This is a genomic window from Roseicyclus sp., from assembly GCF_018402035.1.
GTDB lineage: Bacteria > Pseudomonadota > Alphaproteobacteria > Rhodobacterales > Rhodobacteraceae > Roseicyclus.
On sequence record NZ_JAGYJN010000002.1, the window covers coordinates 369,346 to 396,265 of the forward strand.

Annotated in this window: 20 protein-coding genes; 9 read left to right on the top strand and 11 right to left on the bottom strand. The window is 62.9% G+C overall.

Annotation, left to right across the window (positions count from 1 at the left end):
• Positions 1-29: 29 nt before the first annotated feature.
• From KG698_RS05975 to KG698_RS06000, 6 genes are all read right to left on the bottom strand, one after another.
• Positions 30-1,295, bottom strand: coding sequence for an MFS transporter (locus KG698_RS05975; RefSeq protein WP_213684631.1), 1,266 nt, complete (start codon positions 1,293-1,295; stop codon positions 30-32).
• Positions 1,296-1,481: 186 nt separating this feature from the next.
• A complete protein-coding gene (locus KG698_RS05980) occupies positions 1,482-2,903 on the bottom strand; it encodes a saccharopine dehydrogenase NADP-binding domain-containing protein (RefSeq protein ID WP_213684632.1) in 1,422 nt (473 codons plus the stop codon).
• 82 nt (positions 2,904-2,985) lie between these two features.
• Positions 2,986-3,606, bottom strand: coding sequence for a 30S ribosomal protein S4 (gene rpsD, locus KG698_RS05985; protein ID WP_213684633.1), 621 nt, complete (start codon positions 3,604-3,606; stop codon positions 2,986-2,988).
• A 160-nt stretch (positions 3,607-3,766) separates the two neighbouring features.
• Positions 3,767-4,846 (bottom strand): Hint domain-containing protein, encoded by a 1,080-nt coding sequence (locus KG698_RS05990; protein WP_213684634.1) that lies wholly within the window; start codon positions 4,844-4,846, stop codon positions 3,767-3,769.
• A gap of 114 nt (positions 4,847-4,960) precedes the next feature.
• Positions 4,961-5,836, bottom strand: a complete 876-nt coding sequence (locus KG698_RS05995; RefSeq protein ID WP_213684635.1) for a lipid A-modifier LpxR family protein — start codon at positions 5,834-5,836, stop codon at positions 4,961-4,963.
• 148 nt (positions 5,837-5,984) lie between these two features.
• Entirely contained in the window at positions 5,985-8,258 is a 2,274-nt protein-coding gene (locus KG698_RS06000; RefSeq protein WP_213684636.1) for an adenosylcobalamin-dependent ribonucleoside-diphosphate reductase, read from the bottom strand.
• A gap of 123 nt (positions 8,259-8,381) precedes the next feature.
• On the opposite strand from KG698_RS06000, the gene KG698_RS06005 reads away from it, so the two are divergent.
• The gene (locus tag KG698_RS06005) at positions 8,382-8,819 is read left to right on the top strand and encodes a DUF1489 family protein (RefSeq protein ID WP_367114048.1); all 438 of its coding nucleotides are present in this window, start codon (positions 8,382-8,384) and stop codon (positions 8,817-8,819) included.
• Between the two features lie 8 nt (positions 8,820-8,827).
• Here KG698_RS06005 and hisG read toward each other — a convergent pair whose 3' ends face one another.
• From hisG to hisS, 3 genes are read right to left on the bottom strand one after another with little or no spacing between them, the layout of a single operon-like run.
• Positions 8,828-9,520 (bottom strand): ATP phosphoribosyltransferase, encoded by a 693-nt coding sequence (gene hisG / locus KG698_RS06010; RefSeq protein ID WP_213684637.1) that lies wholly within the window; start codon positions 9,518-9,520, stop codon positions 8,828-8,830.
• Positions 9,517-10,626, bottom strand: a complete 1,110-nt coding sequence (locus KG698_RS06015) for an ATP phosphoribosyltransferase regulatory subunit (RefSeq protein WP_213684638.1) — start codon at positions 10,624-10,626, stop codon at positions 9,517-9,519. Before KG698_RS06015 ends, hisG begins: the two co-directional genes overlap by 4 nt.
• Entirely contained in the window at positions 10,623-12,113 is a 1,491-nt protein-coding gene (gene hisS / locus KG698_RS06020; RefSeq protein WP_213684639.1) for a histidine--tRNA ligase, read from the bottom strand. Before hisS ends, KG698_RS06015 begins: the two co-directional genes overlap by 4 nt.
• Before the next feature lie 143 nt (positions 12,114-12,256).
• Between hisS and KG698_RS06025 the strand changes: the two genes are divergently transcribed.
• On the top strand, positions 12,257-12,460 hold the full coding sequence (locus tag KG698_RS06025; RefSeq protein ID WP_213684640.1) for a SlyX family protein: 204 nt from the start codon (positions 12,257-12,259) through the stop codon (positions 12,458-12,460).
• Between the two features lie 151 nt (positions 12,461-12,611).
• Here the strand turns inward: KG698_RS06025 and KG698_RS06030 are convergent, their stop codons facing one another.
• On the bottom strand, positions 12,612-13,829 hold the full coding sequence (locus KG698_RS06030; RefSeq protein WP_213684641.1) for an MFS transporter: 1,218 nt from the start codon (positions 13,827-13,829) through the stop codon (positions 12,612-12,614).
• 41 nt (positions 13,830-13,870) lie between these two features.
• Entirely contained in the window at positions 13,871-17,389 is a 3,519-nt protein-coding gene (dnaE, locus tag KG698_RS06035; RefSeq protein WP_213684642.1) for a DNA polymerase III subunit alpha, read from the bottom strand.
• Between the two features lie 227 nt (positions 17,390-17,616).
• Here dnaE and xdhA point away from each other — a divergent pair, with 227 nt between their 5' ends.
• From xdhA to KG698_RS06070, 7 genes are all read left to right on the top strand, one after another.
• On the top strand, positions 17,617-19,062 hold the full coding sequence (xdhA, locus tag KG698_RS06040) for a xanthine dehydrogenase small subunit (RefSeq protein WP_213684643.1): 1,446 nt from the start codon (positions 17,617-17,619) through the stop codon (positions 19,060-19,062).
• Positions 19,059-21,404 (top strand): xanthine dehydrogenase molybdopterin binding subunit, encoded by a 2,346-nt coding sequence (gene xdhB / locus KG698_RS06045; protein WP_213684644.1) that lies wholly within the window; start codon positions 19,059-19,061, stop codon positions 21,402-21,404. The genes xdhA and xdhB overlap by 4 nt, the downstream gene beginning before the upstream one ends.
• The gene (xdhC, locus tag KG698_RS06050; protein WP_213684645.1) at positions 21,401-22,174 is read left to right on the top strand and encodes a xanthine dehydrogenase accessory protein XdhC; all 774 of its coding nucleotides are present in this window, start codon (positions 21,401-21,403) and stop codon (positions 22,172-22,174) included. The genes xdhB and xdhC overlap by 4 nt, the downstream gene beginning before the upstream one ends.
• Positions 22,171-23,685 carry an ATP-binding cassette domain-containing protein gene (locus KG698_RS06055; RefSeq protein WP_213684646.1) on the top strand — a complete coding sequence of 505 codons (1,515 nt, stop codon included), beginning with the start codon at positions 22,171-22,173 and terminating at the stop codon, positions 23,683-23,685. The genes xdhC and KG698_RS06055 overlap by 4 nt, the downstream gene beginning before the upstream one ends.
• On the top strand, positions 23,682-24,767 hold the full coding sequence (locus tag KG698_RS06060) for an ABC transporter permease (protein WP_213684647.1): 1,086 nt from the start codon (positions 23,682-23,684) through the stop codon (positions 24,765-24,767). The genes KG698_RS06055 and KG698_RS06060 overlap by 4 nt, the downstream gene beginning before the upstream one ends.
• Entirely contained in the window at positions 24,764-25,687 is a 924-nt protein-coding gene (locus KG698_RS06065; RefSeq protein ID WP_213684648.1) for an ABC transporter permease, read from the top strand. The genes KG698_RS06060 and KG698_RS06065 overlap by 4 nt, the downstream gene beginning before the upstream one ends.
• 95 nt (positions 25,688-25,782) lie before the next feature.
• Complete coding sequence (locus KG698_RS06070) at positions 25,783-26,859, top strand: BMP family ABC transporter substrate-binding protein (protein WP_213684649.1); 1,077 nt, start codon at positions 25,783-25,785, stop codon at positions 26,857-26,859.
• Positions 26,860-26,920: the final 61 nt, after the last annotated feature.

Here is a 26,920-nt window from a genome sequence, read left to right on the forward strand (position 1 = left end):
CCGTTCAGCAAGGTATTCGCGCCATGGCCCTAAGCGCTTGCCCCGCCCTTGGCAACGGGCGCACCGCGCCGCGCGACCAAGATCGTCTCATGCCCCGGCAGGGGATGGCGCGGCACCAGACAAGACAGGCCCAAGGACACCGCAGCCATCCCTGCGGCCAGCATAAAGACCGACACAGGCGAGGTGAGCCAGACATAGCCCAGAAGTGCGGGCAAAAACACCGCCGCGATATGGTTGATGGTAAAGGCCACGGCTGCGGTCGGCGCGATGTCACCGGGGTCGGCGATCTTCTGGAAATACGTCTTGAGCGCCAAGGCCAGTGCAAAGAACAAATGATTGGCGATGTATAGCCCCGCCGCCGCCCAAGGCCCCCAGTCAAAGATATAGAGCGCGGCATAAAGCAAGAAGATCGCCCCGAGCCCCCCATATTCCACGACAAGCGCCAGCCTTTCGCCAAAACGCGCCACCACCGCCCCCAACAGCGGCGCTGCAACCATATTGGCCAGCAATGTCACCATGAAGAGCGCCGTCACCTCATGCACGCCAAAGCCGTAGCGCTCCACCATCATGAAGGCTGCGAAAACGACGAAAATCTGCCGCCGCGCGCCTGACATGAATTGGAGCGCATAATAAAGCCAATAGCGCCGGCGCAGCACCATCTTCTTGGTTTGCGGATGCGGGCTTTCGAATTGCGGAAAGGCAAACAAGCACACAAGGGCGATCACTGCCGTCACGCCGCCGGCCAGCCAATAGACAAGATCATAACTCAGATCAAAGGCGCGCCATGTCAAAACGATCAGCCCATAGGCAAGGAATGTGGCCCCTGATCCAACCGCCATCAACCAGCCCAACACCTGCGGCGCGCGCTTTTTGTCGATCCATTGCAATTGCAACGACTGGTTGACCGTCTCGTAATAATGAAAGCCAATCGAACTGATCAGCGTAATCACCAGCAACCCGCCCAAGCTGGGGAATTGCGCGGTCAGGGCCGTGGCGACCCCCAGAATCACCAGCGACACCAGCCCCAAAACCTGTTCACGGATAAAGATGATCAGCGCAATCACCCCAATGGCGAAAAACCCCGGTATTTCGCGCACCGTGTGCAGCCAGCCGATATCGGCCCCATCAAACCCGGCCATCTCGATGACGAAATTGTTCAAAAGCGCCGACCATGTGGCAAAAGCCACGGGCATGGCAAAGGCCATCAGCACCAAAAGCGCGATGGGACGCCGCCAAAACGGCAATTCTTGCGCCTGCGCAAGCGAGAGGGTGCGGAAACGGTCGCCATATGCCATGGATCGCCCTTACGCTCTCTCAAGGCCCGCGTCCATCACCTCGAAAGCGCGGATCACCGCGTCATCTTTGCTTTTCAAATACTCCGGGGGTGCGGGGGCAGCGCCCCCGCCACCCGAGCCCCGCCAAAGGCGGGGTGAGATCAAAGTCGCGCAGCCAAAGGCTGCACCTTTTGATCAAGCAAAGGATCAGCTCGCCAAGACATTGCGAAAGGCCCAAGGCTCTTCGGGGTCGATATCTTCGGGAAACAATTCCCAGCGGTCCTGCAAGGGCGTCCAATCGGTGTAATGCGCCTCAACCGGGCCAAGATAGGGGCGCTGCACCGCAAGACAGCGCGCATGATCCATCTCATCGGCCTCGACAATGCCCGCATTGGGGTTTTCCAAGGCCCAAACCATCCCGGCCAGCACCGCGCTTGTCACCTGTAACCCGGTGGCGTTTTGATAAGGGGCCAGATCGCGCGTCTCGGCATTCGACAGGCGCGAGCCAAACCACAGCGCGTTCTTTTCATGGCCGTAAAGCAGCACGCCCAACTCGTCGATCCCCTCGACGATCTCATCCTCGGTCAAGATATGGTGCTTTTCTTGCGCCCGCCCCGAGCCGAACATCTCATGCAAGCTCAGCACCGCATCATCGCAAGGGTGATAGGCGTAATGGCAGGTCGGCCGATAGTCCGGCGCGGCTTCCTGCCCAACAGTGTAGTAATCGGCAATCGAGATCGCCTCATTATGCGTGACGAGAAAGCCGAATTGCGGCCCCGGCGTCGGGCACCAGCTATGCACGCGCGTGATCGCCCCCGGACGGTCAAGCCAGATCGCAGCCTGACAGCCGGTCTCGTGGCGATAGCCGTTTTCGGGGAACCACGGCTCATGCGTGCCCCAGCCAAGTTCGGCGGGCTGGAACCCTTCGGCGATGAAGCCCTCGACCGACCATGTGTTGACGAAAACACCGCGCGGACGCGGCACGCGGCGGGCCTGCGTGTCACGCTCGGCGATATGCACACCCTTGACCCCCAAATCGCGCATCAGCCGCGCCCATGCGGCGCGATCTTGCGGCGTGCCGGCATCATGGCCGGTGTCGCGCGCCAAGGTCAAAAGCGCTTCCTTCACGAACCACGACACCATGCCGGGATTGGCCCCACAGCAGGAAATCGCCGTGGACCCGCCGGGATTGGCGGCCTTTTCATCGCGTACCGCTTGGCGCAGCGCATAATTGGTGCGCGCGGCATTGTCGGCTGTGCCGAAATAATAGCCTGCCCAAGGCTCAACGACGGTGTCGATATAGGGCACGCCGATCTCACGGCAGAACCGCATCAGGTCAAGCGATGAGGTATCGACGCTGAGGTTGACACAAAACCCTTTGCCCGGCTCCAACAACCGACCCAGTACGGCGCGATAATTCTCAGGCGTCAGCGCCTCTTGCACATGGTTCAGGCGATGCTGGCGCAGAAAATTCGCCTGTGCGGGATCGGGTTCGATCACCACCAGCTGTTGTGCATCATAGTCGAAATGGCGTTCGATCAGTGGCCAAGTTCCTTTGCCGATTGACCCAAAGCCGATGATCACAATTGGGCCGTCGATGCGTCCATAAACGGGATGGGTCTGCGCCATATGTGGGCCTCCTATCGCCTGACAGAAAGAAAAAGGGCCGCACCAGATTGGCACGGCCCCGGAAACTTGCGTGCAGCAGATATTAGTTCTGCGCGTAATATTCGATGATGAGCTTGGGTTCCATCACAACCGGGTACGGCACATCACCAAGGCCCGGCGTCCGCACGAAGGTTGCGATCATTTTGGAATGATCCACTTCGATGTAATCGGGAACATCGCGCTCGGCCAATTGCACGGCCTCGAGCAGAACGGTCATCTGCTTCGACTTCTGACGCACCTCGATCACATCGCCTTCCTTCACGCGGTAGGAGGGGATGTTCACGCGCTGACCGTTCACGGTCACATGGCCATGGTTCACGAACTGGCGCGCGGCAAAGATGGTGGCGACGAATTTCGCGCGATAGACGACCGCATCCAGACGGCGCTCAAGCAGGCCGATGAGCAATTCACCGGTGTCACCGCGACGGCGTTCAGCTTCGGTGTAGATGCGGCGGAACTGCTTTTCGGTCAGGTCGCCGTAATAACCCTTCAGCTTTTGCTTGGCGCGCAGCTGCAGACCGAAGTCCGACACCTTGCCCTTACGGCGCTGGCCGTGCTGGCCGGGGCCGTATTCGCGCTTGTTGACCGGGGATTTCGGACGACCCCAGATGTTTTCGCCCATCCGGCGGTCAATTTTGTACTTGGCAGAGGTGCGTTTGGTCACCGTCTGATCTCCTCTTCATCATGCGAGAGGGCGTTGTCCTTTCCCCGGATTTTGCCGAGGCGACAGGCATTCCCTTGCGGGGGCCACCAACACCAATAAAAACACCGACCCCTTGGGGCCGATGAATGAGCGCGTCGTTTAGGCCCAATGTGCGGGGCTGTCAATGCCGGGCTGATACCGAAAGGGCGGGCGCGCCATGCAGCAAGATCGCAGCCTCGGCCCGGCTTAACATGCGGCGCGCAGGTGGACCATAAAGATCGGGATTTTGCGACAGCTCCGGGCGCAGGTCAAACAACAGCTCGCGCTGCGCGGCGTTGATGTGATCAAGCCCCATGAAACCGGGATGAAATGTCTCGACCTCCAAGCCATTGGCCCAGATCACCTCGTGGCGCTCAAGCATCAGGTGAATATACCAAGTCTCGCGCAGGGAATGATCGACCGTGATGAAGCGGTCACCGACAAGATCGGCGGCGCGGACCAGAACCTCGGGCTCGCCCCATAGGTCTTGGGCGGCGCGGCCCATCACCAAAACGCGATGTTCAGGACTGACGATCAAATCATCCTCGGGCCGGTCCAGCCCCAGCGCACCGCGCCGCAACCGGATCGGGCGCTGCGCAGGCATGGCAAAAAGGCGCGCACCCGACATGCGCCGATGGCCAGACCAAAGCACTGCTTGCGGGCCGCTGTCGCGGGTCAAAAGCCGATCACCCGGCCCCAAATCCTCGATCGCGACATCACCGTTGAGCGTGCGCATCCTTGTGCCCGGCGTAAAACAAATGACCGAAGGACGCTCGGATTGCGTTGGGCGCAGCGTTCGCTGGGCACATTGCAAAATCGTCAAGTCACGCTCGGGCGGGGGCATCTCATCGACGAAAAGCAAGATCGGATCGGTCGTGTCATCAAGTAAGATCGGCACGATGGTGAAAAGTTTGCGCCCATCGGTCACGACAAAGGCACCGCGAAAGATCGGATCAGCTTCGTCCGCCGCGATCTCGGCGGCGCTTGGTGCGGGGCGCTGCATCAGCTTGCGCACCACCCGCGCCGCGCGGGCGCGCAATTCATCATGTTCGGCGCTGTCTTGCAGCAAAAGCGCGCCGCCTTCACCCTCAAGCGGGATGGCGCGGCCATGCCAGCGCCATGTCATCCCTTCGCAAAGTTGAAGATGTCCCTGTGCCGGATCGCCATCCAGCTTGGTCTGCGCCCATGCGATCACGAACGCGCCCCGAAAGCCCGTGCCCATTACTCTGCCTCACACTCGATACGCGGCCAACCGTTGTTCGGCTGTGCCTTTCGCAAAGCGTATCAAAAGTGATTCGCGATGTATAGCTTTCGATTCGCCATACCCGACGAAAGATCAGAATCGCAGGTTCAAACTCAATGATCCGACCAGCTGACCCTCGGGTTGGCCCACAAATTCTTCCGACAGATAGGTCACGCCGTAGAACATATTGCTGCTGCCAAAGCCGTAGTTCACGCCCGCGCGCAGCCGGTGGCGCGCTGTCTCAACCGTATAGCCACGGCTTTCGGGCAAAAAGATCGAGCTTTCGACATGCGCGACATCCCCACCAAGCAAAAGCGACCAGCCGCTGGCCTCTGCATCGACGATCCCTGCGAGACGTTGCCCCGTGATCGGTTCACGGCTGCGCAATCCAGCCTGTCCCAGCGTGCCAAAGGTCAGGTCAAGCCCAGCGCGCGCCAGTGTTTCAACGCCGCCCTGAAGCTCGGCAAAGGGGCGCACCTCACCCCAAGACAGCCTCAAGGATTTGCCAGCCTCAACCGTGCCGTGTAGATAGACACCATCCGCGACCTGATACCCCTCCACATCCATGCGCGGCATGGAAAACCAATCATGGATGCGCGTTTGGAGTTGCCGCACGCCGGATTGCTCGCCGGTCACGACCAGATCGCCACCCGCCGTCACATCAAGGCCAAGCCACGCCAGATGAGTATGGGCACCCAGCCATAGGCTACCTGCATAAAGCCTGTCACCCGGCGCAGGGCGAGCCAGATTGTCAGGGGCCATCACCTCGCCACGCAGGCGGTATTCCATGATCGCGAAAGGCTGGCTTGGAAGCGCACCCGCCCATGCCTCTCCACGAAAGCGGCTGATCCCATAGCCGCCCGAGCGCCAGCGATCTTGCCTGTCGGCGATGGTGTCATTGGTAAAGACCCGCGCCGTGCCGAGGGTCTGACGCCCCCCTTGGTCTTCGGCCAAAGCGGGGGCCGCCAACGATGCAGCAATGACAACGAACGCCCCGAAACGGGCAAGACCAACACACATGACACCAACCTACAGGCTTAGCGGTAAACCCGCCCCTTCGTTTCTCGCGACTTATCCGGCCAAATGCGGCGAAAATGTGGCAAGGTGCAGGGGCACCTCAGCCACATTTCGAATAGCCGCAGCTGTTGCAGGTCAAACACCCCTCCGCCATGCGCATGTCGTATTGGCCACAGGATGCACAGGCCGGGCCAGGCTTGTGGCCCAGATTAACCACCTCGGCCTGCGGGTCGGATTTCAGCCCCATCCCCTCGCCCGCGATGAACCCGATCGAGATCATGTGCCGCTCGATCACGCCGCCGATAGCCGCCAGAATGGACGGCACATATTTGCCGTTCATCCATGCGCCCCCGCGCGGATCGAACACGGCCTTGAGTTCCTCGACCACGAAACTGACATCGCCACCACGCCGGAACACCGCCGAGATCATCCGCGTCAGCGCGACCGTCCAGGCGAAATGCTCCATATTCTTTGAGTTGATGAACACCTCGAAAGGCCGCCTGTGACCGGCCAGAATGATGTCGTTGATCGTGATATAAAGCGCATGTTCGCTATCGGGCCATTTGACCTTGTAGGTATGCCCCTCAAGCGAGGCAGGACGGTCAAGCGGCTCGGACATATAGATCACATCGCCGCCCGCTGCCTCGACGGCCTCGGGGCCATCGGCTTTGTCGGCGCTTTCGGAAACTGTCAGCACCGAACCCGTCACATCATTGGGCCGATAGGTCGTGCAGCCCTTGCAGCCGGTGGCATAGGCTTGCGCATAGACATCCTTGAAGCTTTCAAAATCGATATCGGCGGGCACGTTGATGGTTTTCGAGATCGAGCTGTCGATCCAAGGCTGGGCCGCGGCCTGCATCCGCACATGATCAAGCGGGGCAAGCGTTTGGGCAGTGACGAAATGATCGGGCAAGGGCGCGCCGCGCATCTGATCGCGCCACATGGCCACGGCGTAATCCACCACCTCTTCCTCGGTGCGGGAGCCGTCGGGTTGCAGCACCTTTCTTGTATAGGAATTGGCAAAGATCGGCTCGATCCCCGAACTGACATTGCCCGCGAACAGGCTGATCGTCCCCGTCGGCGCGATGGAGGTCAAAAGCGCATTGCGCAGCCCATGCTGGGCAATCAATCCCTGCACATCCGCATCAAGCCGCAAGATCATCGGCGCCTTGGCATAGGCGGCTGCATCGTAAAGCGGGAACGCCCCCTTTTCAGCGGCCAGCAAAGCCGAGGCGCGATAGCTGGCATTGGCGATCAGCCTTAGCCATTCGCCCGTCATCTCGGCGGCCTCGGGCGCGCCATAGCGCAAGCCCACCATCGCCAGCGCATCGGCCAGACCCGTCACACCCAAACCGATCCGGCGCTTGGCGCGCGCTTCGGCCGCTTGCGCCTCGAGCGGAAAGCGCGAGGCATCGACGACATTGTCCATCATCCGTACGGCAAGGGCCACCATCTCGGACAGCTTGGCGGGATCGATCCGCGCAGCCGCACCAAAGGGATCATCAACCAGCCGCGACAGGTTGATCGACCCCAGAAGGCACGCGCCATAGGGCGGCAATGGCTGCTCACCACAGGGGTTGGTCGCCGCAATCGTCTCGACATAATTGAGGTTGTTCTCGGCATTGATGCGGTCGATGAAGATCACGCCGGGTTCGGCATAATCATAGGTCGCGCGCATGATCTTGTTCCACAGATCGCGCGCCTGCACCGTGCGGTAAACCCGCCCGCCAAAGACCAACTCCCACGGGCCATCGGCCTTGACCGCTTCCATGAAGGGATCGGTGACCAGAACCGAGACATTGAACATCCGCAGCCGCGCAGGATCGGATTTGGCAGCGATAAATGCCTCGATATCGGGGTGATCGCAGCGCAGCGTCGCCATCATCGCACCCCGGCGCGATCCCGCCGACATGATCGTGCGGCACATCGCATCCCAGACATCCATGAAGGACAGCGGCCCCGATGCATCAGCGGCCACGCCCAGAACCTCGGCCCCCTTAGGGCGGATGGTCGAGAAATCATAGCCGATCCCACCACCCTGCTGCATGGTCAGCGCAGCCTCGCGCAGATTGTCGAAGATACCGCCCATGCTGTCGGGCACCGTGCCCATGACAAAGCAGTTGAACAGCGTCACCGACCGCGCCGTGCCAGCACCCGCCACGATCCGGCCCGCAGGCAGGTATTTGAAATCCTCAAGCGCTGTGTAAAAGCGATCTTCCCACCCGGCCTTATCGTCTTCGACATCGGCCAGCGCGCGGGCGATGCGCCGCCAAGTATCCTCGACCGATTGATCGATGACTGTGCCATCGCCTTGCTTGAGGCGATATTTCATATCCCAGATCTGCTCGGCGATGGGGGCGGCGAAACGGGTCATGTGCAGGGCTCCTTTGGGAAGACGAACAACATAGCGCGACAGGTCGCTGCGATCAACAGATTGCAGCGGCGCGTGAACGCCCTACGATATACGGTAGAAATTCGGGATTCTGTGGAGCAATCTGTGAGTAAGTCGGGGACAATCCATCTGATCAAGCTTTGCGTCGGTGCCGAGCGGTTCGAAGACCTGACCGATTGGCAGGCAAGCGCTCGTGCCAAGGGCCCCGACGGCCTGCCGCGCCATGTCACCCGCATGTGGCCCAAACGCGCCGATGAGGTGCTGAACGGCGGCGCGCTTTATTGGGTGTTCAAGGGGCTGGTGCTGTGCCGCCAGCGGGTCTTGCGGCTGGATCAGATCACCGGCCAAGACGGGATCACGCGCTGCGCCATCGTGCTTGACCCAAGCGTGATTCGCGTCGCCCCCACCGCCAAGCGCCCTTTTCAAGGTTGGCGTTACCTCGCCCCCGAGGATGCACCGCGCGATCTACCCCAAGGGCGCGACACCGAAGAGGCGCTCCCGCAAGCGCTACAAAACGCGCTGGCTGAAATCGGTGTGCTGTAGCGGCCGCTTCACGCCGCGCCGATGAGGCGCACCAGATCGCCCAGCGCGGCCTTTTCCGCCGCGCCCCACCGCGCTTTGCGCGCGCGAAACAGCGTCGCCTCCGAGCGGTGGATCATCCCATCGTCCAAGATGCGCAGGTGGTTGGCGCGCAATGTCTCGCCGGTCGAGGTGATATCGGCAATCGCCTCGGCGGTGGCATGCGCGACTGTGCCCTCGGTGGCACCTTGGCTGTCGACAAGCTGGTAGTCGGCCACGCCTGCCTCGCGCAGAAACTCGCGCACGAGGCGGTGATATTTCGTGGCAATGCGCAGGCGAAACCCATGCTTGCGCCGGAACGCGGCGGCGACGGCATCCAGATCATCAAGGCTTGTCACATCGATCCAACAGGCGGGCACGGCGATCACCAAATCGGCATGACCAAAGCCCATCCGCGCCACGATCTCGACCGCCTGATCCCAAGCGGGGATACGTTCTTGCACAAGATCAGAGCCCGTGACACCCAGATGGATGCGCCCCGCCGCCAATTCACGCGGGATTTCCCCCGCCGACAGCAGCATCAACTCCACATCCAGCCCATCGACGGCGGCGGCATATTCACGATCCGACCCGGTGCGCCGCATCTCGACCCCGCGTTGAGCGAACCAATCAAAGGTTTTCTCCATCAGCCGCCCTTTGGACGGCACACCCAGCCGGATCGTCATCGCCCACCCCCGGCGCTTAGCCGCAAGACCAGCTCGGGCCGGATCACGCCGCCCACCGCCGGAATCGCGCGCCCATTGCCCAAGATCCGCGTCAGCGCGTCATAGCGCCCGCCCGAGGCCACGGCTGGCAGATCATGGCGGCCAGCGGCCAGAAAGCCGAACACGAAACCATCGTAATATTCCATCGTAGTGCGGCCGTAATTCGCCTCAAAAGGTAGATGGGCGAGATCGACACCGGCTGTCGCCAGCGCGTCCATTCGCGCGGCCAGCCGGTCCACCGCCGGTTGCAGCCCCGGCAGATCGACACAAATATCACGCAGCTGCTCATAGGCATCGGGCAGCATCGCCTTGAGCGACAAGATCACGCCCAAAACCTCGGCCTGCGCGGCGGGGATCGGCGGGAGCGCGGCGTCAGCGGCCAGCGCGTCAAGCCGCGCTGCGACCTCTGCCATGGCGCGCAGACCAATCTCAGGCCCCGCCGCAGCGACCAGCGCCGCCGCCCCCTGTTTTTCCATCGCCGCCATCAGCGTCACGCGTGCCGGTGGCATCGCCTGTTTGCCTGTGAAACGGTCGATCAGCGCGCGAAAGCGGCGCGGACGCCAGATATGGCGGCGCAGTGCCGCCTTGCGCGCATCCGATGTGGTCAGCGTGTCGATTGCCGCCGCGAGAATGCCAATATCCCCCGTCACGGCGCGCAGCCCAAGCGGTGCAAGCGCGCGGGAAAACAGCGCGAAAACCTCGGCATCGGCGCGGGTCGGATCGGCGCGGTCAAAGACCTCATAGCCCACTTGCAGATATTCGCTGGGCCGCCCGGACCCGGCGGCTTGGGTGCGAAACACCTCACCCATGTAGCAATAGCGCGCGGGATCGGCCCCGCCCTGCATGTGCATCTGCACCACCGGCACGGTGAAATCGGGGCGCAGCATCAATTCGCCGCGATCCGGGTCATGGGTGACATAGGCGCGCGCGCGGATATCCTCGCCGTATAGGTCAAGCAGCGTCTCGGCGGGCAGCAACAGATCGGCCTCGACAGGCGTGGCGCCCGCCGCGATGAAAATGGCCTGAAGCCGTGCCGCTTCGGCCCGAAGGGCGGATTTGTCGCTCACCTGTGCCGATCCAAGATTGCTTGGGTCTGGGCCACCAGATCATCGAGCGCCACCTCGATCTGCGCAGGCTGGGATTTCCATTCCTCCAGCGTCGCCTCCCCGGCCAGTTTCGCGCCAAGGATCAGATCCTTGATCTGCACCACGCCGCGCGCGGCCTCGTCCTCGCCTTGGATGATGGCGATGGGTGATTGCCGCTTGTCGGCGTATTTGAGCTGGTTGCCGAAATTCTTGGGGTTGCCCAGATAGACCTCGGCCCGGATACCGGCGGCCCGAAGCGTGGCCGCCATGCGCTGGTAATCGGCCATGCGGTCGCGGTCCATCACGGTGACGATGACCGGCCCTTGGGTCTCGCCCGACAACCGCCCCTTGGCGCGCAGTGCCGCCAAGAGCCGGTCCACGCCGATCGAGACACCCGTGGCAGGCACCTCTTGGCCGGTGAAGCGCTTGACCAGATCATCATAGCGCCCACCACCGGCGACCGAGCCGAACTGGCGCGGACGGCCCTTTTCATCGAGGATCTCAAAGGTCAGTTCCGCCTCATAGACCGGGCCGGTATAATAGCCCAAGCCCCGCACGACAGATGGGTCGATGACGATGCGGTCGGGGCCGTAGCCTTGGGCGGACAAGAGATCGGCGATCTGTTCAAGCTCACCCACGCCTTCTTGACCGATCTGCGAGCCCCCGACCAATTCCGAAAGCCGCGCCACGGTCGCGGCGGCGCTGTCGCGGCGGGCGTCCATGAAGCCCATGATCACATCGGCCTGCCCCTCGGCCAGCCCTGCGCCTTGCGTGAAATCGCCGCTCTCATCCTTGCGGCCTGCACCCAAAAGCGCGCGCACGCCGCCCTCGCCCAGACGGTCGAGCTTGTCGATGGCGCGCAGGACGATGCCGCGTTCGGCTTCCTTGTCGTCGCCCGACAGACCCGCGACCTCGAGCACGCCGTTCAAAACCTTGCGGTTGTTGATCCGCACGATGTAGTCGCCCCGCTCAATCCCCACCGCCTCGAGCGCATCGGCGAGCATGCCGCAGATCTCGGCATCGGCGGCAACGCTGGCCGCACCCACGGTGTCGGCATCGCATTGATAGAATTGCCGAAACCGCCCCGGCCCCGGCTTTTCGTTGCGCCAGACAGGCCCCATCGCATAGCGGCGATAGGGGCTGGGCAGATCGTTGCGAAACTGGGCCGCGACACGCGCCAAGGGTGCGGTCATGTCATAGCGGAGTGCCAGCCAATTGCCGCCCTCACCCTCCTCCTCCTGCCAGGCGAAGACACCGGCATTGGGGCGGTCAACATCGGGCAGGAACTTGCCCAAAGCCTCGACCGTCTCAACCGCGGCGGTTTCCAGCGGATCAAAACCATGGGCGTGATAGACACGCGCGATCTTGTCCAGCATCTGCTGGCGTTCCAGCACCTCGGCGCCGAAATAATCGCGGAAGCCTTTGGGCGTCTCGGCCTTGGGGCGGGGCTGTTTACGGTCTTTGGCCATGGGTGGCATATCCCTGCGCTCGGTCGCGCCCCGTCTAGCGGAGGGGGGCGCAATCGGCAAGCCGCAGGCGGGGGGGTGTGCGAGGCGCAGGCAAGCTGTAGAAGAGACGCAAATGCGCCGCCTTGGCGGCAAAGCGAGGCACCATGACCGATATGACCGCCTATGAAGAACGCATCGCCCATCTGGCGCGGATGGTCGATGATCTGTCAGAGGTTGTCGCGCGCCAAGACAGCGAGATCGCCCGGCTGACACGCCGCGTCGAGATGATCATAGCGCGCGAGGCAGAGCGCGAATATGCGGCAGGCGGCAGCGTGCCCTTGGCCGACCAAAAGCCGCCGCATTGGTGAATGAGATGGGGCGCTGCCCCATGCCTTTTTTTGCGGGGGGCGCTGCCCCGACTCCCTTGTTTGCGGGGGGCGCTGCCCCCCGACGGCCCTTGGCCGTTCCCCCCGGAGTATTTGGGAAGCAAAGATGGGGGGCGTTCATTTGCGTGACGGATTAGGCGGGCAATCCCTCGGGTCTGCGAGGGCGTGAGCGCGCGATGATGAAGAGCATGATCGCCACATTGAGCGCGTTGAAGCCGATGCCATTGATAAAGGCCCAACGGTAGGAGCCGGTGAGGTCATAGATCAGCCCCGAAAGCCAGCCGCCGAGTGCCATGCCAAGGATCGTGGCCATGATGACGAAGCCCACCTTTGCCCCCGCCTCGCGCGCGGGCAGGTATTCGCGCACGATGATCGCATAGGCAGGCACGATGCCCCCTTGGCTCAGCCCGAAAATCAGCGAGACGAGATAGAGCGAGGTGAGACCGGTGCTGGGCAGATAAAGCATCAAGGCCAGCATTTGCAGCGTGGAGCCGACAAGCAGCGTCATGACCCCGCCCAAACGGTCAGCCAAAAGCCCCGAGATCAGCCGCGAGGCGACGCCGCCCATCAGCATCAGGCTGAGCATTTCCGCCCCCACGGCGGGGCCATAACCCAGATCGGCGCAATAGGCGACGATATGGACCTGTGGCATGGACATGGCCACGCAACAGCCGATGCCTGCTGCGGCCAAAAGCCATGTCAAAGCACGCGGCCCAAGCCCGCTGTCGCGCGCGCGAGACGCGGCGGCGGTGTCAGAGGCCTCCATCGCGCCGGCGGGCAGCGGGCGGCGCAAGAGCCAAGTGGCAGGCAACATGACGAAAAGGGCGGCGGCCGCGATCACCAGATAGGCGGTCCGCCAGCCGGGACCGGCAAGGATATCGGCCAAGATCAAGGGCCAGATCGCCCCCGAGAGGTAATTGCCCGAGGCGATCATCGCCACCGCGATGCCGCGGCGCTTGAGGAACCACTGGCTGACATCGGCGATGAGCGGGCCAAAGCTGGTCGCAGTGCCAAAGCCGATCAACAGTTGCAGCGCCGAGAGCGTGGCGATGTTGGGAGCAAGCGCCGCTGCGCCAAAACCGGCCGCCATCACAAGCGCCGAGGCCGCCAAGGCCCGCGCCACACCCCAGCGATCGACGGCGCGCCCGATCAGGAAATTGCCTGCCGCAAAACCCAGCATCGTCAGCGTGTAGGGGATCGCCGCATCGGCCCGGTCGACGCCAAACTCGGCCTGCATCGCGGGCATGATGACGATGATCGACCACATGCCGACATTGCCGATCAGCGAAATCAACAGCGCAAGGCCAAGACGGCTCCATGCAGCGCGGCTATCGAGAATGGGGGCGGTCATGGCGCGAGGCTAGGCGCGGCGCGCGCGGTTGAAAAGGGGGATTAGACCTCTTCGACCGTCACCACCCCCTCCATCGCGCGCAGCGCGCCTTTGATCTGGGGCGAGACGGGGAAATCATCGCCCAAGACAAGCTCGACCTCGCCGGGCAGATCGGGGGCCATGAGGCAGAGATGGATCGGCCCCCGCACAGCGCGTGCCGCGTCACTGGCCATGCGCGCAAGCAGCGATTGCACCGAGGCGATCCCGGCCGCACCATCGACAAAGACACGCAGGCCGGTGGTGGCACTGGCCACGGCCGCATCAAGTGGCTGCACGCCCCGGCAGAGCAGCTTGAGTTGATCGGCCTCAAAGGTCGCCTCGACCTGCAGCAAGATATTCATCCCCGTCTCAAGATGGGGCCGCGCAGCATCGAGCACATCGGAGAACATCGTCACCTCGTAAAGCCCCGTCGGATCGGACAGCGCGACAAAGGCAAAGCGGTTGCCCTTTTGCGATTTCCGCTCTTGGCGCGAAGACACCGCCCCCGCCATGCGCGCGACAAAGGCACCGCCCTGCACCTTGGCCATCACATCAGTCAGGGTCAGCACGCCCTTGCGCGCGAGCGCGGGCAGGTAATCATCCAACGGATGACCCGAGAGGTAAAAACCCACCGCCGCATGCTCGGCGGCTAGCCGCGCGGCGGGTAGCCAATCCTCGGTATCGGGCAGGCGCGGCTCGGGCAGGTCATCGCCCGCCGCCCCGAAAAGCGAGACTTGGTTCGAAGCCGCCGCATCATGGATCGCGGCCGAATAGGCCACCAGCGCATCGAGCCCCGCAAAGACCCTTGCGCGGTTGCGATCAAGCGCATCAAAGGCACCGGCGCGCGCCAACATCTCAAGCGGGCGTTTGCCCACCCGCTTCAGATCGACCCGGCGGGCAAGATCGAAGAGCGAGCGGAAGGGTTTGTCTCCCCGCGCCGCGACGATCAAGCGCATCGCATCGACGCCCACATTCTTGAGCGCGCCCAGCGCATAAAGAATCTTACCCTCGGCAACCGCAAAGCTCGCGGCCGCACGATTGACGCAAGGCGGCACAACCTCGATGCCCATCCTTGCCACCTCTTGGCGGTAAATGGCGAGCTTCTCGGTCAGGTGGATGTCGCAATTCATGACGGCTGCCATGAATTCGACCGGGTGATTGGCCTTGAGCCATGCGGTTTGATAGCTGACCACCGCATAGGCCGCAGCGTGCGATTTATTGAAGCCGTAATTGGCGAATTTCTCGAGCAGGTCGAACACCTCGCCCGCTTTTTGCTGGCTCACGCCATTGGCTGTCGCCCCTTCGATGAATTTGGGGCGTTCCTTGGCCATCTCCTCGGCGATCTTCTTGCCCATGGCCCGGCGCAAAAGGTCGGCGCCGCCCAGCGAATAGCCCGCCATGACCTGCGCGATCTCCATCACCTGTTCTTGGTAAACGATGATGCCTTGGGTCTCTTGCAAGATGTGGTCGATCGAAGGGTGGATCGATTCCAGCGGCCGCAGCCCGTTCTTGACCTCGCAATAGGCGGGGATGTTTTCCATCGGGCCGGGGCGGTAAAGCGCCACCAGCGCCACGATATCCTCGATACAGGTGGGCTTCATGCGCCTGAGCGCGTCCATCATGCCCGAGCTTTCCACCTGAAACACCGCGACCGTCTTGGCAGAGGCATAGAGCGCATAAGTCTTGGGATCATCGAGCGGGATGGCGTTGATCTGGTTCTCGGCCCCCGGCGCGGGGTCGTAAAGCCTTGTGCCGTCCGCCCCCTCATGCAGTTGCCGCCCGCTGGCATGGATCAAGGCGATGGCGTTTTGCACCACGGTCAGCGTCTTGAGGCCGAGAAAGTCGAATTTGACCAGACCGGCGGGTTCCACCCATTTCATGTTGAACTGCGTGGCTGGCATATCCGAGCGCGGATCGCGGTAGATCGGCACCAGCGCGTCAAGCGGTCGGTCGGCGATCACCACACCCGCCGCATGGGTCGAGGCGTTGCGCAAAAGCCCCTCGACCTTTTCGGCATAGTCGAACAGGCGCTTTACCGGGTTGGTGCGCCCCTCGCGGCGGTCTTGCTCGGTTTCGCGCATTTCTTCGCGGATGCGTTCTTCCTGCGCCACGGCCTGCGTGATCGAGACGGGCTTGACCCCTTCGACGGGGATCATTTTCGACAGCCGGTCGACCTGCCCAAAGGGCATTTGCAGCACGCGGCCCACATCGCGCACGGCGGCCTTGGACAAAAGCGCGCCAAAGGTGATGATCTGGCCCACCCGGTCGCGGCCGTATTTCTCTTGGACGTAGCGGATCACCTCTTCGCGGCGGTCCATGCAAAAATCGATGTCGAAATCGGGCATCGACACCCGTTCGGGGTTGAGAAAGCGCTCGAACAGAAGCGAATAGCGCAAAGGGTCAAGGTCGGTGATCGTCAAAGCATAAGCCACAAGGCTGCCCGCCCCCGACCCGCGCCCCGGACCCACGGGAATACCCGCATCCTTGGCCCATTTGATAAAATCGGCCACGATCAGGAAATAACCGGGGAACCCCATCCCCTCGATAATGCCCAGCTCGAAATCAAGGCGCGCCTCGTACTCCACGACCGGGGCGGCATGGGGGATGACGGCCAGACGCGCGGCCAGTCCCGCGCGGGCCTGACGGCGCAACTCCTCCACCTCATCCTCGGCAAAACGCGGCAAGATCGGGGGGTGGGTGCGCGCGCGATAGGCGCAGCGCCGTGCAATCTCGACCGTGTTTTCCAGCGCCTCGGGCAGATCGGCGAACAATGTCGCCATCTCTTCGGGCGATTTGAAATAATGCTGCGGGCTCAGGCGGCGGCGCGGCTCGGATTGATCGACATAGGCACCTTGCGCGATGCAGATCATCGCATCATGGGCCTGAAACATATCGGCTTTGGGGAAATAGACATCATTGGTCGCCACCAGCGGCAGATCGCGCGCATAGGCCAGCTCGATACTCGGCCGCTCGGTCGCATGCTCGGCCTCGGGCAGGCCGCCCTCGCCCGGATGGCGCTGCAATTCGATATACAACCTGTCGGGATAGATCGCGGCCAGCCGCGTCAAAAGCGCCTCGGCCTTGGCGTGATTGCCAGTGCGCAGCAAGCGCCCCAAGGGGCCATCGGGCCCGCCCGTCAGGCAAATCAGCCCGGCCCCATGTGCGGCCAATTCGTCAAGCGTGACATGCGGCGCGCTGCCATCCCCGCGCAGATAAAGCGCCGAGTTCAGCTTCATCAAATTCTCATAGCCGAGCCTATCTTGCGCCAAAAGCACAAGTGCCGCGGGCGGCACGGGCCGCTCGCCAGGGCGGACCGGGTCGTAATCGACATCGATCTGGCAACCGATGATGGGCTGCACCCCTGCCTTGGCGGCGGTTTCCGAAAACTCCAAGGCGCAAAACATATTGTTGCTATCGGTCACGGCGACGGCGGGCATGCCCGCATCAGCCACCATGCCGGGCAGCTTTTTCACCCGCATCGCCCCTTCGAGCAGCGAATATTCCGTGTGCAAACGCAGGTGAATGAATTTTGGATCGGCCATGGCCGCACGCTACCCCAGCCCCGCGCGCGATGGAACCGCAACATCGCGGCCTGCACAGAAATCGGGCGCATCCGATACGACAAGAAGCCCAGCGCAAGCGAAAGCTTGCAATATCGGCCCAACCCCGCTTTTCTAGGCGCTGGTCGTACAACTTTGGGGCCGCGCTCTACGCCGCATCGAGCGCCGGACGACCTCCCCGTTCACGGGTATCGCGGCAGGCTGATTTCATGACGATCCGGTTTCTTCTGAACGGGGAACCTGTGGAGGTCGATGCACCCCCGACCGCGACGCTGCTTGATTGGCTGCGCGAGCAACGGCGGCTGACCGGCACCAAGGAAGGCTGTAACGAAGGCGATTGCGGTGCCTGCACGGTGATGGTGACCGACCCCGACGGGACAGCGCGCGCGCTCAACGCCTGTATCTTGTTTTTGCCGCAACTCGATGGCCGCGCCCTGCGCACGGTCGAAGGGATCGCTGGCCCCGATGGCACGCTGCACCCGGTCCAACAGGCGATGGTCGAACATCACGGGTCGCAATGCGGCTTTTGCACACCGGGCTTCGTGGTCTCGATGGCGGTGGCACATCTGAACGGGCGGCGCGACCATGACGATCAATTGGCCGGGAACCTATGTCGCTGCACAGGTTACGCCCCGATCATCCGCGCAGCCGAGGCCGCAACCACGGCCCCTGTCCCCGACTGGATGCGTAGCGATGCGAAAGGGCTCCCTTCCGCCTCCTTCTCTGTTTCACAAATATCCTCGGGGGGTCGCCATTGGAGCGCCATTGGTCCGAGCGACAATGGCGACGGGGGCAGACAGCCCCCCACCTGTCCGACATCCTCCGATGAACTGGCCGCATGGTATCTCGACAACCCCGAGGCCACGCTGATCGCGGGCGCAACCGATGTGGGGCTTTGGGTGACCAAGGGCTTGCGCGATCTTGGGCCTGTCGCCTTCCTCAACAAATGCGCCGATTTGCGCGGGATTGTTGCGGATGACGAGACAATCCACATCGGCGCGATGACCAGCATCGCCGATCTCGGCACCTTCTTTGCTGATCGCCACCCTAGCTTTGCCGAACTCATCCGCCGCTACGGCTCGGCCCAAGTGCGCAATGCCGCCACCATCGGGGGCAATATCGCCAATGGCTCGCCCATCGGCGACAGCCCGCCCGCGCTGATCGCGCTGGGGGCAAAGCTGCATCTGCGCCGGGGGGATGAGCGCCGGGACATCGCGCTTGAAGATTTCTTTCTCGCCTATGGTCGCCAAGACCGCCAGAAAGGCGAGTTTGTCGCGGCGGTCTCGCTTCCCGTCCAGCCCGATCACCTGCGCTGCTACAAACTGTCCAAACGCTTCGATCAAGATATCTCGGCGGTCTGCGGCGCGTTCAACCTGACGATTGACGATGGCATGGTGACGTCCGCGCGCATCGCCTTTGGCGGCATGGCAGGCACTGCCAAACGCGCCCTTGCGGTCGAGACTGCGCTGATCGGCCAACCATGGACCGAGGTGACGGTGATCGCAGCACAAAGCACCTTTGCCACCGATTTCACGCCGCTCTCAGATATGCGCGCCTCGGCCAGCTACAGGCTCCGCTGCGCGCAGGCCATGCTGATGCGCTATTTCCACGAAAGCAGGGGCGAGCTTGTCAATGTGCTGGAGGTGCGCTCATGAGCGCGCATGACAGCCTGCCGCATGATGCGGCCCGCCTGCATGTGACAGGGCGCGCGCGCTATGTTGATGATATCCCAACGCCCGCCGATTGCCTGCATCTGGCCTTTGGCCTATCGCCCATCGCGCGCGGCACGATCACGGCGATGGACCTTTCGGCTGTCCGGTCAGCACCGGGCGTGGTCGCCGTACTGACAGGGCAAGACTTCGACACGATCCCCGATTGCGCGCCCGCCGCCCATGATGAGCCGCTTTTGTCGGATGGCACGGTCCATTACGCAGGCCAGCCGCTTTTCTTGGTCATCGCACACAGCCATCTGGCCGCGCGCAAGGCCGCGAAACTGGCGCGCCTTGATCTTGCCGAAGAGACGCCGATCCTCGGCGTCGAGGAGGCGCTGGCCGCAAATGCAAGGTTCGAAGATGGGCCGCGCATCTACGCCAAGGGCGATGTGGACGCCGCCTTGGCGACCGCCACCCATGTGATCACGGGCCAGATCAGCCTTGGCGGGCAAGAGCATTTCTACCTGGAGGGCCAAGCTGCCCTCGCCTTGCCGCAAGACAATGGCGACATGGTGATCCATGCCTCGACCCAGCATCCGACCGAGATCCAGCACAAGGTCGCCGACGCGCTGGGCCTGCCCATGCATGCCGTCCGCGTCGAGGTGCGTCGCATGGGCGGCGGCTTTGGCGGCAAGGAAAGCCAAGGCAATGCGCTGGCCATTGCTTGCGCCGTTGCCGCCGCGCGCACGGGCCGGCCTGCCAAGATGCGCTATGACCGCGATGATGATTTCCTGATCACCGGCAAGCGCCATGATATCGTGATCGCCTACAAGGTCGGTATCGATCAGACCGGGCGTGTCTTGGGGCTGGATTTCATCCATGCCTTGCGCTGTGGCTGGTCGATGGATCTTTCGCTGCCGGTCGCCGATCGCGCCATGCTGCATGCCGATAATGCCTATGACCTGCCCGCCGCGCGCATCACCTCGCACAGGTTGCGGACCAATCATCAAAGCGCCACGGCCTTTCGCGGCTTTGGCGGGCCACAAGGCATGGTGGGGATCGAGCGGGTGATGGATCATATCGCCCATCATCTGGGCCGCGACCCCTTGGAAATCCGGCGCCTCAATTACTATCCAGAGGCGCGCGTGGCACGGACCGAGGCCTCCGGCGGGAGTATTTATGAAGCAAAGATGGCCGAAGCCACCCCCCGCTCGGGGGTCACACCCTATGGCATGGAGGTGCGTGATTTCATCTTGCATGGCCTGACCGAACGCTTGGCGCAGTCTTGCGATTATGCCGGACGCCGCGAGGCCATCGCAGCATGGAACGCGCAAAGCCCGATGATGAGGCGCGGTATCGCGCTCAGCCCGGTGAAGTTCGGGATTTCTTTCACGCTGACCCATCTCAACCAAGCGGGCGCGCTGGTGCATGTCTATCAAGATGGATCGATCCAAATCAACCATGGCGGCACCGAGATGGGCCAAGGCCTGTTCCAGAAAGTAGCGCAGGTGGCGGCAAGCCGCTTTGGCGTCGGTATGGACAAGATCAAGATCACAGCGACCGATACGGGCAAGGTGCCCAATACTTCTGCCACGGCGGCCAGTTCTGGCACCGATCTGAACGGCATGGCGGTGCAGGCGGCCTGTGACGCGATCCGCGACCGCATGGCAGAGGTCGCGGCCCCGCATCTACAGGCGGCACCGAGCGAGATCGTCTTTGCCGATGGCATGTTGCGCGCGGGCGGGGGCGAGATGCCCTTTGCCACCGCGGTGGCAAAGGCCTATGCCGCCCGCGTCAGCCTATCGGCCACGGGGTTCTACAAGACACCCGACATCGCTTGGGACAGGATCGCGGGCCAAGGGCAGCCGTTTTTCTACTTCGCCTATGGCGCGGCCTGCACAGAGGTGGTGATCGACACGGCTACAGGCGAAAACCGCATCTTGCGGACCGATATCTTGCATGATGCAGGCGCCAGCCTGAACCCCGCGCTCGATATCGGGCAGGTCGAGGGGGGCTTTGTGCAAGGTGCGGGCTGGCTGACCACCGAAGAGCTGGTCTGGGATGATCAGGGGCGGCTCAGAACCCATGCGCCCGCGACCTACAAGATCCCCGCTTGTTCGGACAGGCCGCCGGTGTTCAACGTGGCGCTTTGGGATGAGCCCAACCGGGCCGAGACGGTCTATCGCTCCAAGGCGGTGGGCGAGCCGCCCTTTATGCTGGGGATCAGCGTCTTGATGGCGCTGTCAGATGCCTGTGCAGCGTGCGGGCCGCATTACCCCGATCTGCAGGCGCCCGCGACCGCCGAGGCGGTGCTTGCAGCCATCGACAGGGCGCGCGGGGCATGAGTGCGATCCGCGTCACCGTCTTCGCCGTGCAAGGCTCGGCCCCGCGCGAGGTGGGGGCGGCGATGCTGGTTGCGGCCGATGGGATCGAAGGCACCATCGGCGGCGGCGCGCTGGAATGGGAGGCGATGCGCATCGCGCGCGCCATGCTGGCCGAGGGGCAAGATCAGGCCGAACACCGCCTGCCGCTTGGCCCTGCCTTGGGCCAATGTTGCGGCGGCGCGGTCAGCTTGCGCTTTGAGGTGGCCGAGACACTGAACCAAAGCCCCGGCGCACCGCTGTGGGTTTGGGGTGCGGGCCATGTGGGGCGCGCCGTGGTGGCGGTGATGGCGCCCCTGCCGCAAGTGGCGATCACTTGGATTGATGACAGTGCGGCGCGCTTTCCCACCGATATTCCCAAAGCGGTCGAGACGGTCGTGGCCACGGATATGGCGCTTTTGATGGCCCATGCGCCGCCATTGGCCCATCATCTGATCCTGAGCTATAGCCATGAGATTGATCTCAGCCTGTGTCACGGCGCGCTTTTGCGCGGCTTTGCCAGTTGCGGGCTGATCGGCTCCGAGACGAAATGGGCGCGATTTCAGGCGCGACTAAAGGCACTGGGGCATCAAGATGCCGAAATTTCGCGCATTCTTTGCCCAATCGGTGAGCCGGACCTGGGCAGATCCCCGCAAGCCATTGCCGTTGGGGTCGCTCGGCGGCTACTGAAAGAGCATATGCACAAGGAATCGGCAGTTGAACCGATCCACCGGGGGAAAGTGAACGACACGTGACCGCGCTCTTGGAGATTTCGGGGCTTTCCAAAGCCTATCCGGGCGTTGTGGCCAATGACGATGTGTCCTTCTCCATCCAACCGGGCGAGGTGCATGCGCTTTTGGGCGAGAATGGCGCGGGCAAATCCACGCTGGTCAAGATGATCTATGGCTTGGTCAAACCCGATCACGGCACGATGCGCCTAAAAGGCGCGCCCTATGCACCGGCCGAGCCACGCGCTGCGCGGGCCGCCGGTGTCGCCATGGTGTTTCAGCATTTCAGCCTGTTCGAGGCACTCAGCGTCGCCGAGAATATCGCGCTGGGCATGGAAGACCCGCCCAAACCCCGCGATCTGGCCGCGCGTATCCGCGATGTCTCGCACGCCTATGGCTTGCCGCTTGATCCTTTTCGGCTGGTGGGCGATCTCTCGGCGGGCGAGCGTCAGCGGGTCGAGATCATCCGCTGCTTGCTGCAAGATCCCAAACTGCTGATCATGGATGAACCCACCAGCGTCCTGACCCCGCAAGAGGTCGAGATCTTGTTTCAAACGCTGCGCAAGCTGGCAGCTGAGGGGACGGCAATCTTGTACATCAGTCACAAGCTCGAAGAGATCCGCACGCTATGCGATGCGGCCACGATCTTGCGGCTGGGGCGCAAGGTGGGGGAATGTACACCGCGCGCGGTGTCAGCCGCCCATATGGCCGAGATGATGGTGGGCAAATCGCTGGCCCAACCGGCGCGCGACACCCACACGCCCGGCGCGGTCTTGCTTGCCGTCAAGGGGCTAAGCTTGCCCGCCACCACACCCTTTGGAACCAGCCTGCAAGATATCAGCTTTTTGGTCCACGCAGGCGAGGTCTTGGGCATTGGCGGTGTTGCGGGCAATGGGCAGGATGAGTTGCTTGCCGCCCTATCGGGCGAGATCAATGCGGTACCCGAGACCATCACGCTCAATGGCTTGCCCATCGGCGCGCTTGGCCCAAATGCGCGCCGCGAGAAGGGGGTGCTTTGCGCCCCCGAAGAGCGGCTTGGCCATGCCGCCGCCCCCGAGATGACCCTGACCGAGAACGCGGTGCTGACCGCGCGTATCCGGCGCGGGCTGGATCAAAGCGGCTTTGTCGATTGGGCCCGCGCGCGGCGCTTTGCCCAAGAGATTATCACCCGCTTCGATGTGCGCACCCCGGGGACCGAGGTCGCGGCCCGCGCCCTTTCGGGCGGCAATTTACAGAAATTCGTGATTGGGCGCGAAATTCTCCAAGATCCGACCGTGTTGGTGGTCAACCAGCCCACTTGGGGGGTCGATGCCTCGGCCGCCGCCGCGATTAGGCAAGCACTTTTGGATCTTGCCCAAGGCGGGGCTGCGGTCATCGTGATCAGCCAAGACCTTGATGAATTGCTAGAGATTTCCGACCGGTTTTGTGCGCTGAACGAGGGGCGTCTTTCGCCTGCGCGCGATGCACGCGCGCTCAGCATGGAAGAGATCGGCCTGATGCTGGGCGGGGCGCATGACATGGCCGAGGTGGTCGCATGATCGCGCTGGAAAAACGCCCGCAGCCCGCGCGCGGCTGGGTGATCGGCGCGCCGCTTTTGGCGGTGGTGCTCACGATGATCGCAGGCGGGATCATGTTCGCGGCTTTGGGCAAAGATCCGGTTGGCGCGATCCGCATCATCTTTTGGGATCCGCTGTTTTCTGAACAGTTCTCGGGCTATTCGCGGCCACAATTGCTGGTCAAGGCGGGGCCGCTGATCTTGATCGCCATTGGCCTCAGCCTTGGGTTTCGGGCAGGCATCTGGAACATCGGGGCCGAGGGGCAATATATCGTCGGCGCAATTTGCGGCGCGGCGTTCGGCCTTGCGTTTTGGCCCTCGACCCATCCGCTGATCTTTCCCGGCATGGTGCTTGCTGGCCTTTTGGGCGGTGTGCTTTGGGCGATGATCCCGGCACTGCTGCGGGTTTATGCGCGCACCAATGAAATCCTCGTGTCGCTTTTGTTGGTTTATGTCGCCGAGGCGATGCTGGCCTCGGCCGCCACGGGCTGGCTGCGCAACCCCGACGGGGCGGGCTTTCCCGGCTCACGCAACCTTGCGCGCCATGCGGGCACCGACAACCCCGAACTGATCGCGGGCACGGGGATGCATTGGGGGGTGCTGGCCGCCTTTGTCGCGGTGATCGCGGCCTATGTGATCATGACGCGCCATGTGCTGGGCTACCAGATCCGGCTTGCGGGCCAAGCCCCGCGCGCGGCGCGCTTTGGGGGCGTCAATGCCGGGCGGCTGGTGATCTTGTGCATGGGTGTCTCGGGCGCGCTCGCGGGCATGGCGGGCTTGTTCGAGGTCTCGGGCCCCGCGGGCCGCATCTCGATCGATTTCAACGTGGGCTACGGCTTTACCGCGATTATCGTGGCCTTCCTTGGCCGTCTAAACCCCATCGGCATCTTGCTGGCGGGGCTTCTTTTGGCGCTCACCTTCATCGGCGGCGAGTTGGCGCAGCTGATGCTCGGCATCCCCGCCCCCGCGATCCAAGCCTTTCAAGGCATGCTCTTGTTCTTTCTCTTGGCGCTTGATGTGCTGGCCAATTACCGGGTCAAACTGAAACGGAGGGTGGCGGCATGATCGTTGATCCCGTCACACTGATGGTGGCCTTGATCACCGTTGCCACGCCCGTGCTTTTGGCCGCCATCGGCGAGTTGGTCGTGGAAAAGGCCGGCGTTCTGAACCTCGGTGTCGAGGGGATGATGATCATGGGCGCGGTCTGTGGCTTTGTCGTCGCCCATCACAGCGGATCGGCGGCTTTGGGCTTTGCCGCTGGCATGGCCGGTGGCGCAGCGCTGGCCATGCTTTTTGCCATTCTGACCCAACTTCTGATGGCCAATCAGGTCGCCTCGGGCTTGGCGCTGACGCTCTTTGGTCTTGGCCTCGCGGCGCTGATCGGGGTGGGCTATGGCGGGCTGCCTTTGCCCACGGTCTATCGCCCCTTCCCCGAGGCGCTGCGCGACATACCCGTCGCGGGGCCCATCGTGTTTTCGCATTCCGTGCTGGTCTATGTGGCGCTGATGCTGGTCGCGGCGGTCTGGGTCGTGCTGACGCGCACGCGCATCGGGCTGGTCTTGCGCGCGGTGGGCGAGAACCATGACGCCGCCCATGCGCTGGGCTACAAGGTGGTGCGCATCCGCATCGCCGCGATCTTGTTCGGCGGGGCCTGCGCGGGCTTGGGCGGGGCGTTTTTGTCGGTGGTGCGCGTGCAAAACTGGCTTGAGGGCATGACCGCAGGTGCAGGCTGGATCGCGCTGGCGCTTGTTGTCTTTGCCTCGTGGAAGCCATGGCGCGTGCTGTTGGGCGCATGGCTCTTTGGCGGGATCGCCGCATTGCAACTGCGCCTACAAGCCGCCGAAGTCGGGGTTCCCGTGGCGCTTTTGGATGCCTCGCCCTACCTCATCACGATCATCGTGCTTGTCATCATCTCATCGGACCGAAGCCGCGCGGCGCTCAGCGCACCCGCGATGTTGGGCCGTATCTTTCACACATCTGGCTGAGGGCGCCGCGACATGCCAAAGACGCCAGACCCAGATCACCCCCGCACGCGCCAGCGCGCATCATCTTCACCCTATCCAAACTGGAGGATAACTGAATGAAACTGCTGCCAAAACTTTTGACCTCTGCGGCGCTTGCCGTAGGCCTCGCGCTGCCCGCGCTGGCACAAGACCCCTTTAAGGTCGGCTTTATCTATGTCGGCACGCCCGGTGACTATGGATGGACCTACGAACATGACCAAGCGCGTCTGGCCGTCGAGGCCCATTACGGCGATGCTGTCGAGACGGTCTATCTTGAAAGCGTCCCCGAAGGTGCCGACGCCGAGCGGTCGATCACCCAGATGATCCTTGGCGGTGCGGACATGATCTTCACCACCTCCTTTGGCTATGGCGAAGCCACCAATGCTGTGGCGGGTCGCTTTCCCGATGTCTATTTCGAGCATGCCACCGGTTACATGCGCGAACATGCCAATGTCTCGACCTATAATGCCCGCTTTTACGAAGGCCGCGCCGTCTTGGGTCACATCGCGGGCCAAATGACCGAAAGCAACATCATCGGCTATATCGGGTCCTATCCGATCCCGGAAGTGATCCAAGGCATCAACTCAGCCTTCTTGCATGCGCGCGCGGTCAACCCCGATGTCGAGTTCCGCGTGGTCTGGGCCTATACTTGGTTCGATCCTGCGATCGAAGCTGACGCAGCCCAAGCGCTGGTCGATGCCGGTGCCGATGTCATCATGCAGCACACCGACAGCACCGCGCCGCAGACGGTCGCGCAAGAAGCTGGCATCATCTCCTTTGGTCAAGCATCGGATATGATCCAGTTCGCACCGCGCCCGCGCGTTGCCTCGATCATCGACAACTGGACACCCTACTACATCCGCCGCGTCGGTGAAGCCATGGACGGCAGCTGGGCCCAGTCCGACATCTGGGAAGGTATGCCCGAAGGCATGGTCGTGATCGGCGAGTTGACCGATGCAATCCCCGCCGAAGTCCGCGCCAGCGCGCAAGTGATGATCGATGCGCTGAAGGCGGGCAGCTATCACCCCTTCACCGGCCCGATCAACAAGCAAGACGGCTCGCCTTGGTTGGCCGCAGGCGAAGTGGCCGATGACGGCACGCTGTTGGGCATGAACTTCTACGTTGAAGGCATCACCGGCGATATCCCGAACTAAGGCGAAGCACCATCGATGGAGCGGCCCGCCCTTGTGGCGGGCCGTTTCGTTTGGTGCCGCA

Excerpts from the sequence above, each read along its gene's own strand:
- KG698_RS05980 (WP_213684632.1), bottom strand. The coding sequence starts at position 2,903 with ATGGCGCAGACCCATCCCGTTTATGGACGCATCGACGGCCCAATTGTG.
- KG698_RS05975 (WP_213684631.1), bottom strand. The coding sequence starts at position 1,295 with ATGGCATATGGCGACCGTTTCCGCACCCTCTCGCTTGCGCAGGCGCAA.
- xdhA (WP_213684643.1), top strand. The coding sequence starts at position 17,617 with ATGACGATCCGGTTTCTTCTGAACGGGGAACCTGTGGAGGTCGATGCA.
- KG698_RS06025 (WP_213684640.1), top strand. The coding sequence starts at position 12,257 with ATGACCGATATGACCGCCTATGAAGAACGCATCGCCCATCTGGCGCGG.
- KG698_RS06000 (WP_213684636.1), bottom strand. The coding sequence starts at position 8,258 with ATGACCCGTTTCGCCGCCCCCATCGCCGAGCAGATCTGGGATATGAAA.
- KG698_RS06065 (WP_213684648.1), top strand. The coding sequence starts at position 24,764 with ATGATCGTTGATCCCGTCACACTGATGGTGGCCTTGATCACCGTTGCC.
- KG698_RS06060 (WP_213684647.1), top strand. The coding sequence starts at position 23,682 with ATGATCGCGCTGGAAAAACGCCCGCAGCCCGCGCGCGGCTGGGTGATC.
- dnaE (WP_213684642.1), bottom strand. The coding sequence starts at position 17,389 with ATGGCCGATCCAAAATTCATTCACCTGCGTTTGCACACGGAATATTCG.
- KG698_RS06070 (WP_213684649.1), top strand. The coding sequence starts at position 25,783 with ATGAAACTGCTGCCAAAACTTTTGACCTCTGCGGCGCTTGCCGTAGGC.
- KG698_RS06030 (WP_213684641.1), bottom strand. The coding sequence starts at position 13,829 with ATGACCGCCCCCATTCTCGATAGCCGCGCTGCATGGAGCCGTCTTGGC.
- hisS (WP_213684639.1), bottom strand. The coding sequence starts at position 12,113 with ATGGCCAAAGACCGTAAACAGCCCCGCCCCAAGGCCGAGACGCCCAAA.
- KG698_RS05990 (WP_213684634.1), bottom strand. The coding sequence starts at position 4,846 with ATGGGCACGGGCTTTCGGGGCGCGTTCGTGATCGCATGGGCGCAGACC.
- xdhC (WP_213684645.1), top strand. The coding sequence starts at position 21,401 with ATGAGTGCGATCCGCGTCACCGTCTTCGCCGTGCAAGGCTCGGCCCCG.
- xdhB (WP_213684644.1), top strand. The coding sequence starts at position 19,059 with ATGAGCGCGCATGACAGCCTGCCGCATGATGCGGCCCGCCTGCATGTG.
- hisG (WP_213684637.1), bottom strand. The coding sequence starts at position 9,520 with ATGACGATCCGGCTGGGTGTGCCGTCCAAAGGGCGGCTGATGGAGAAA.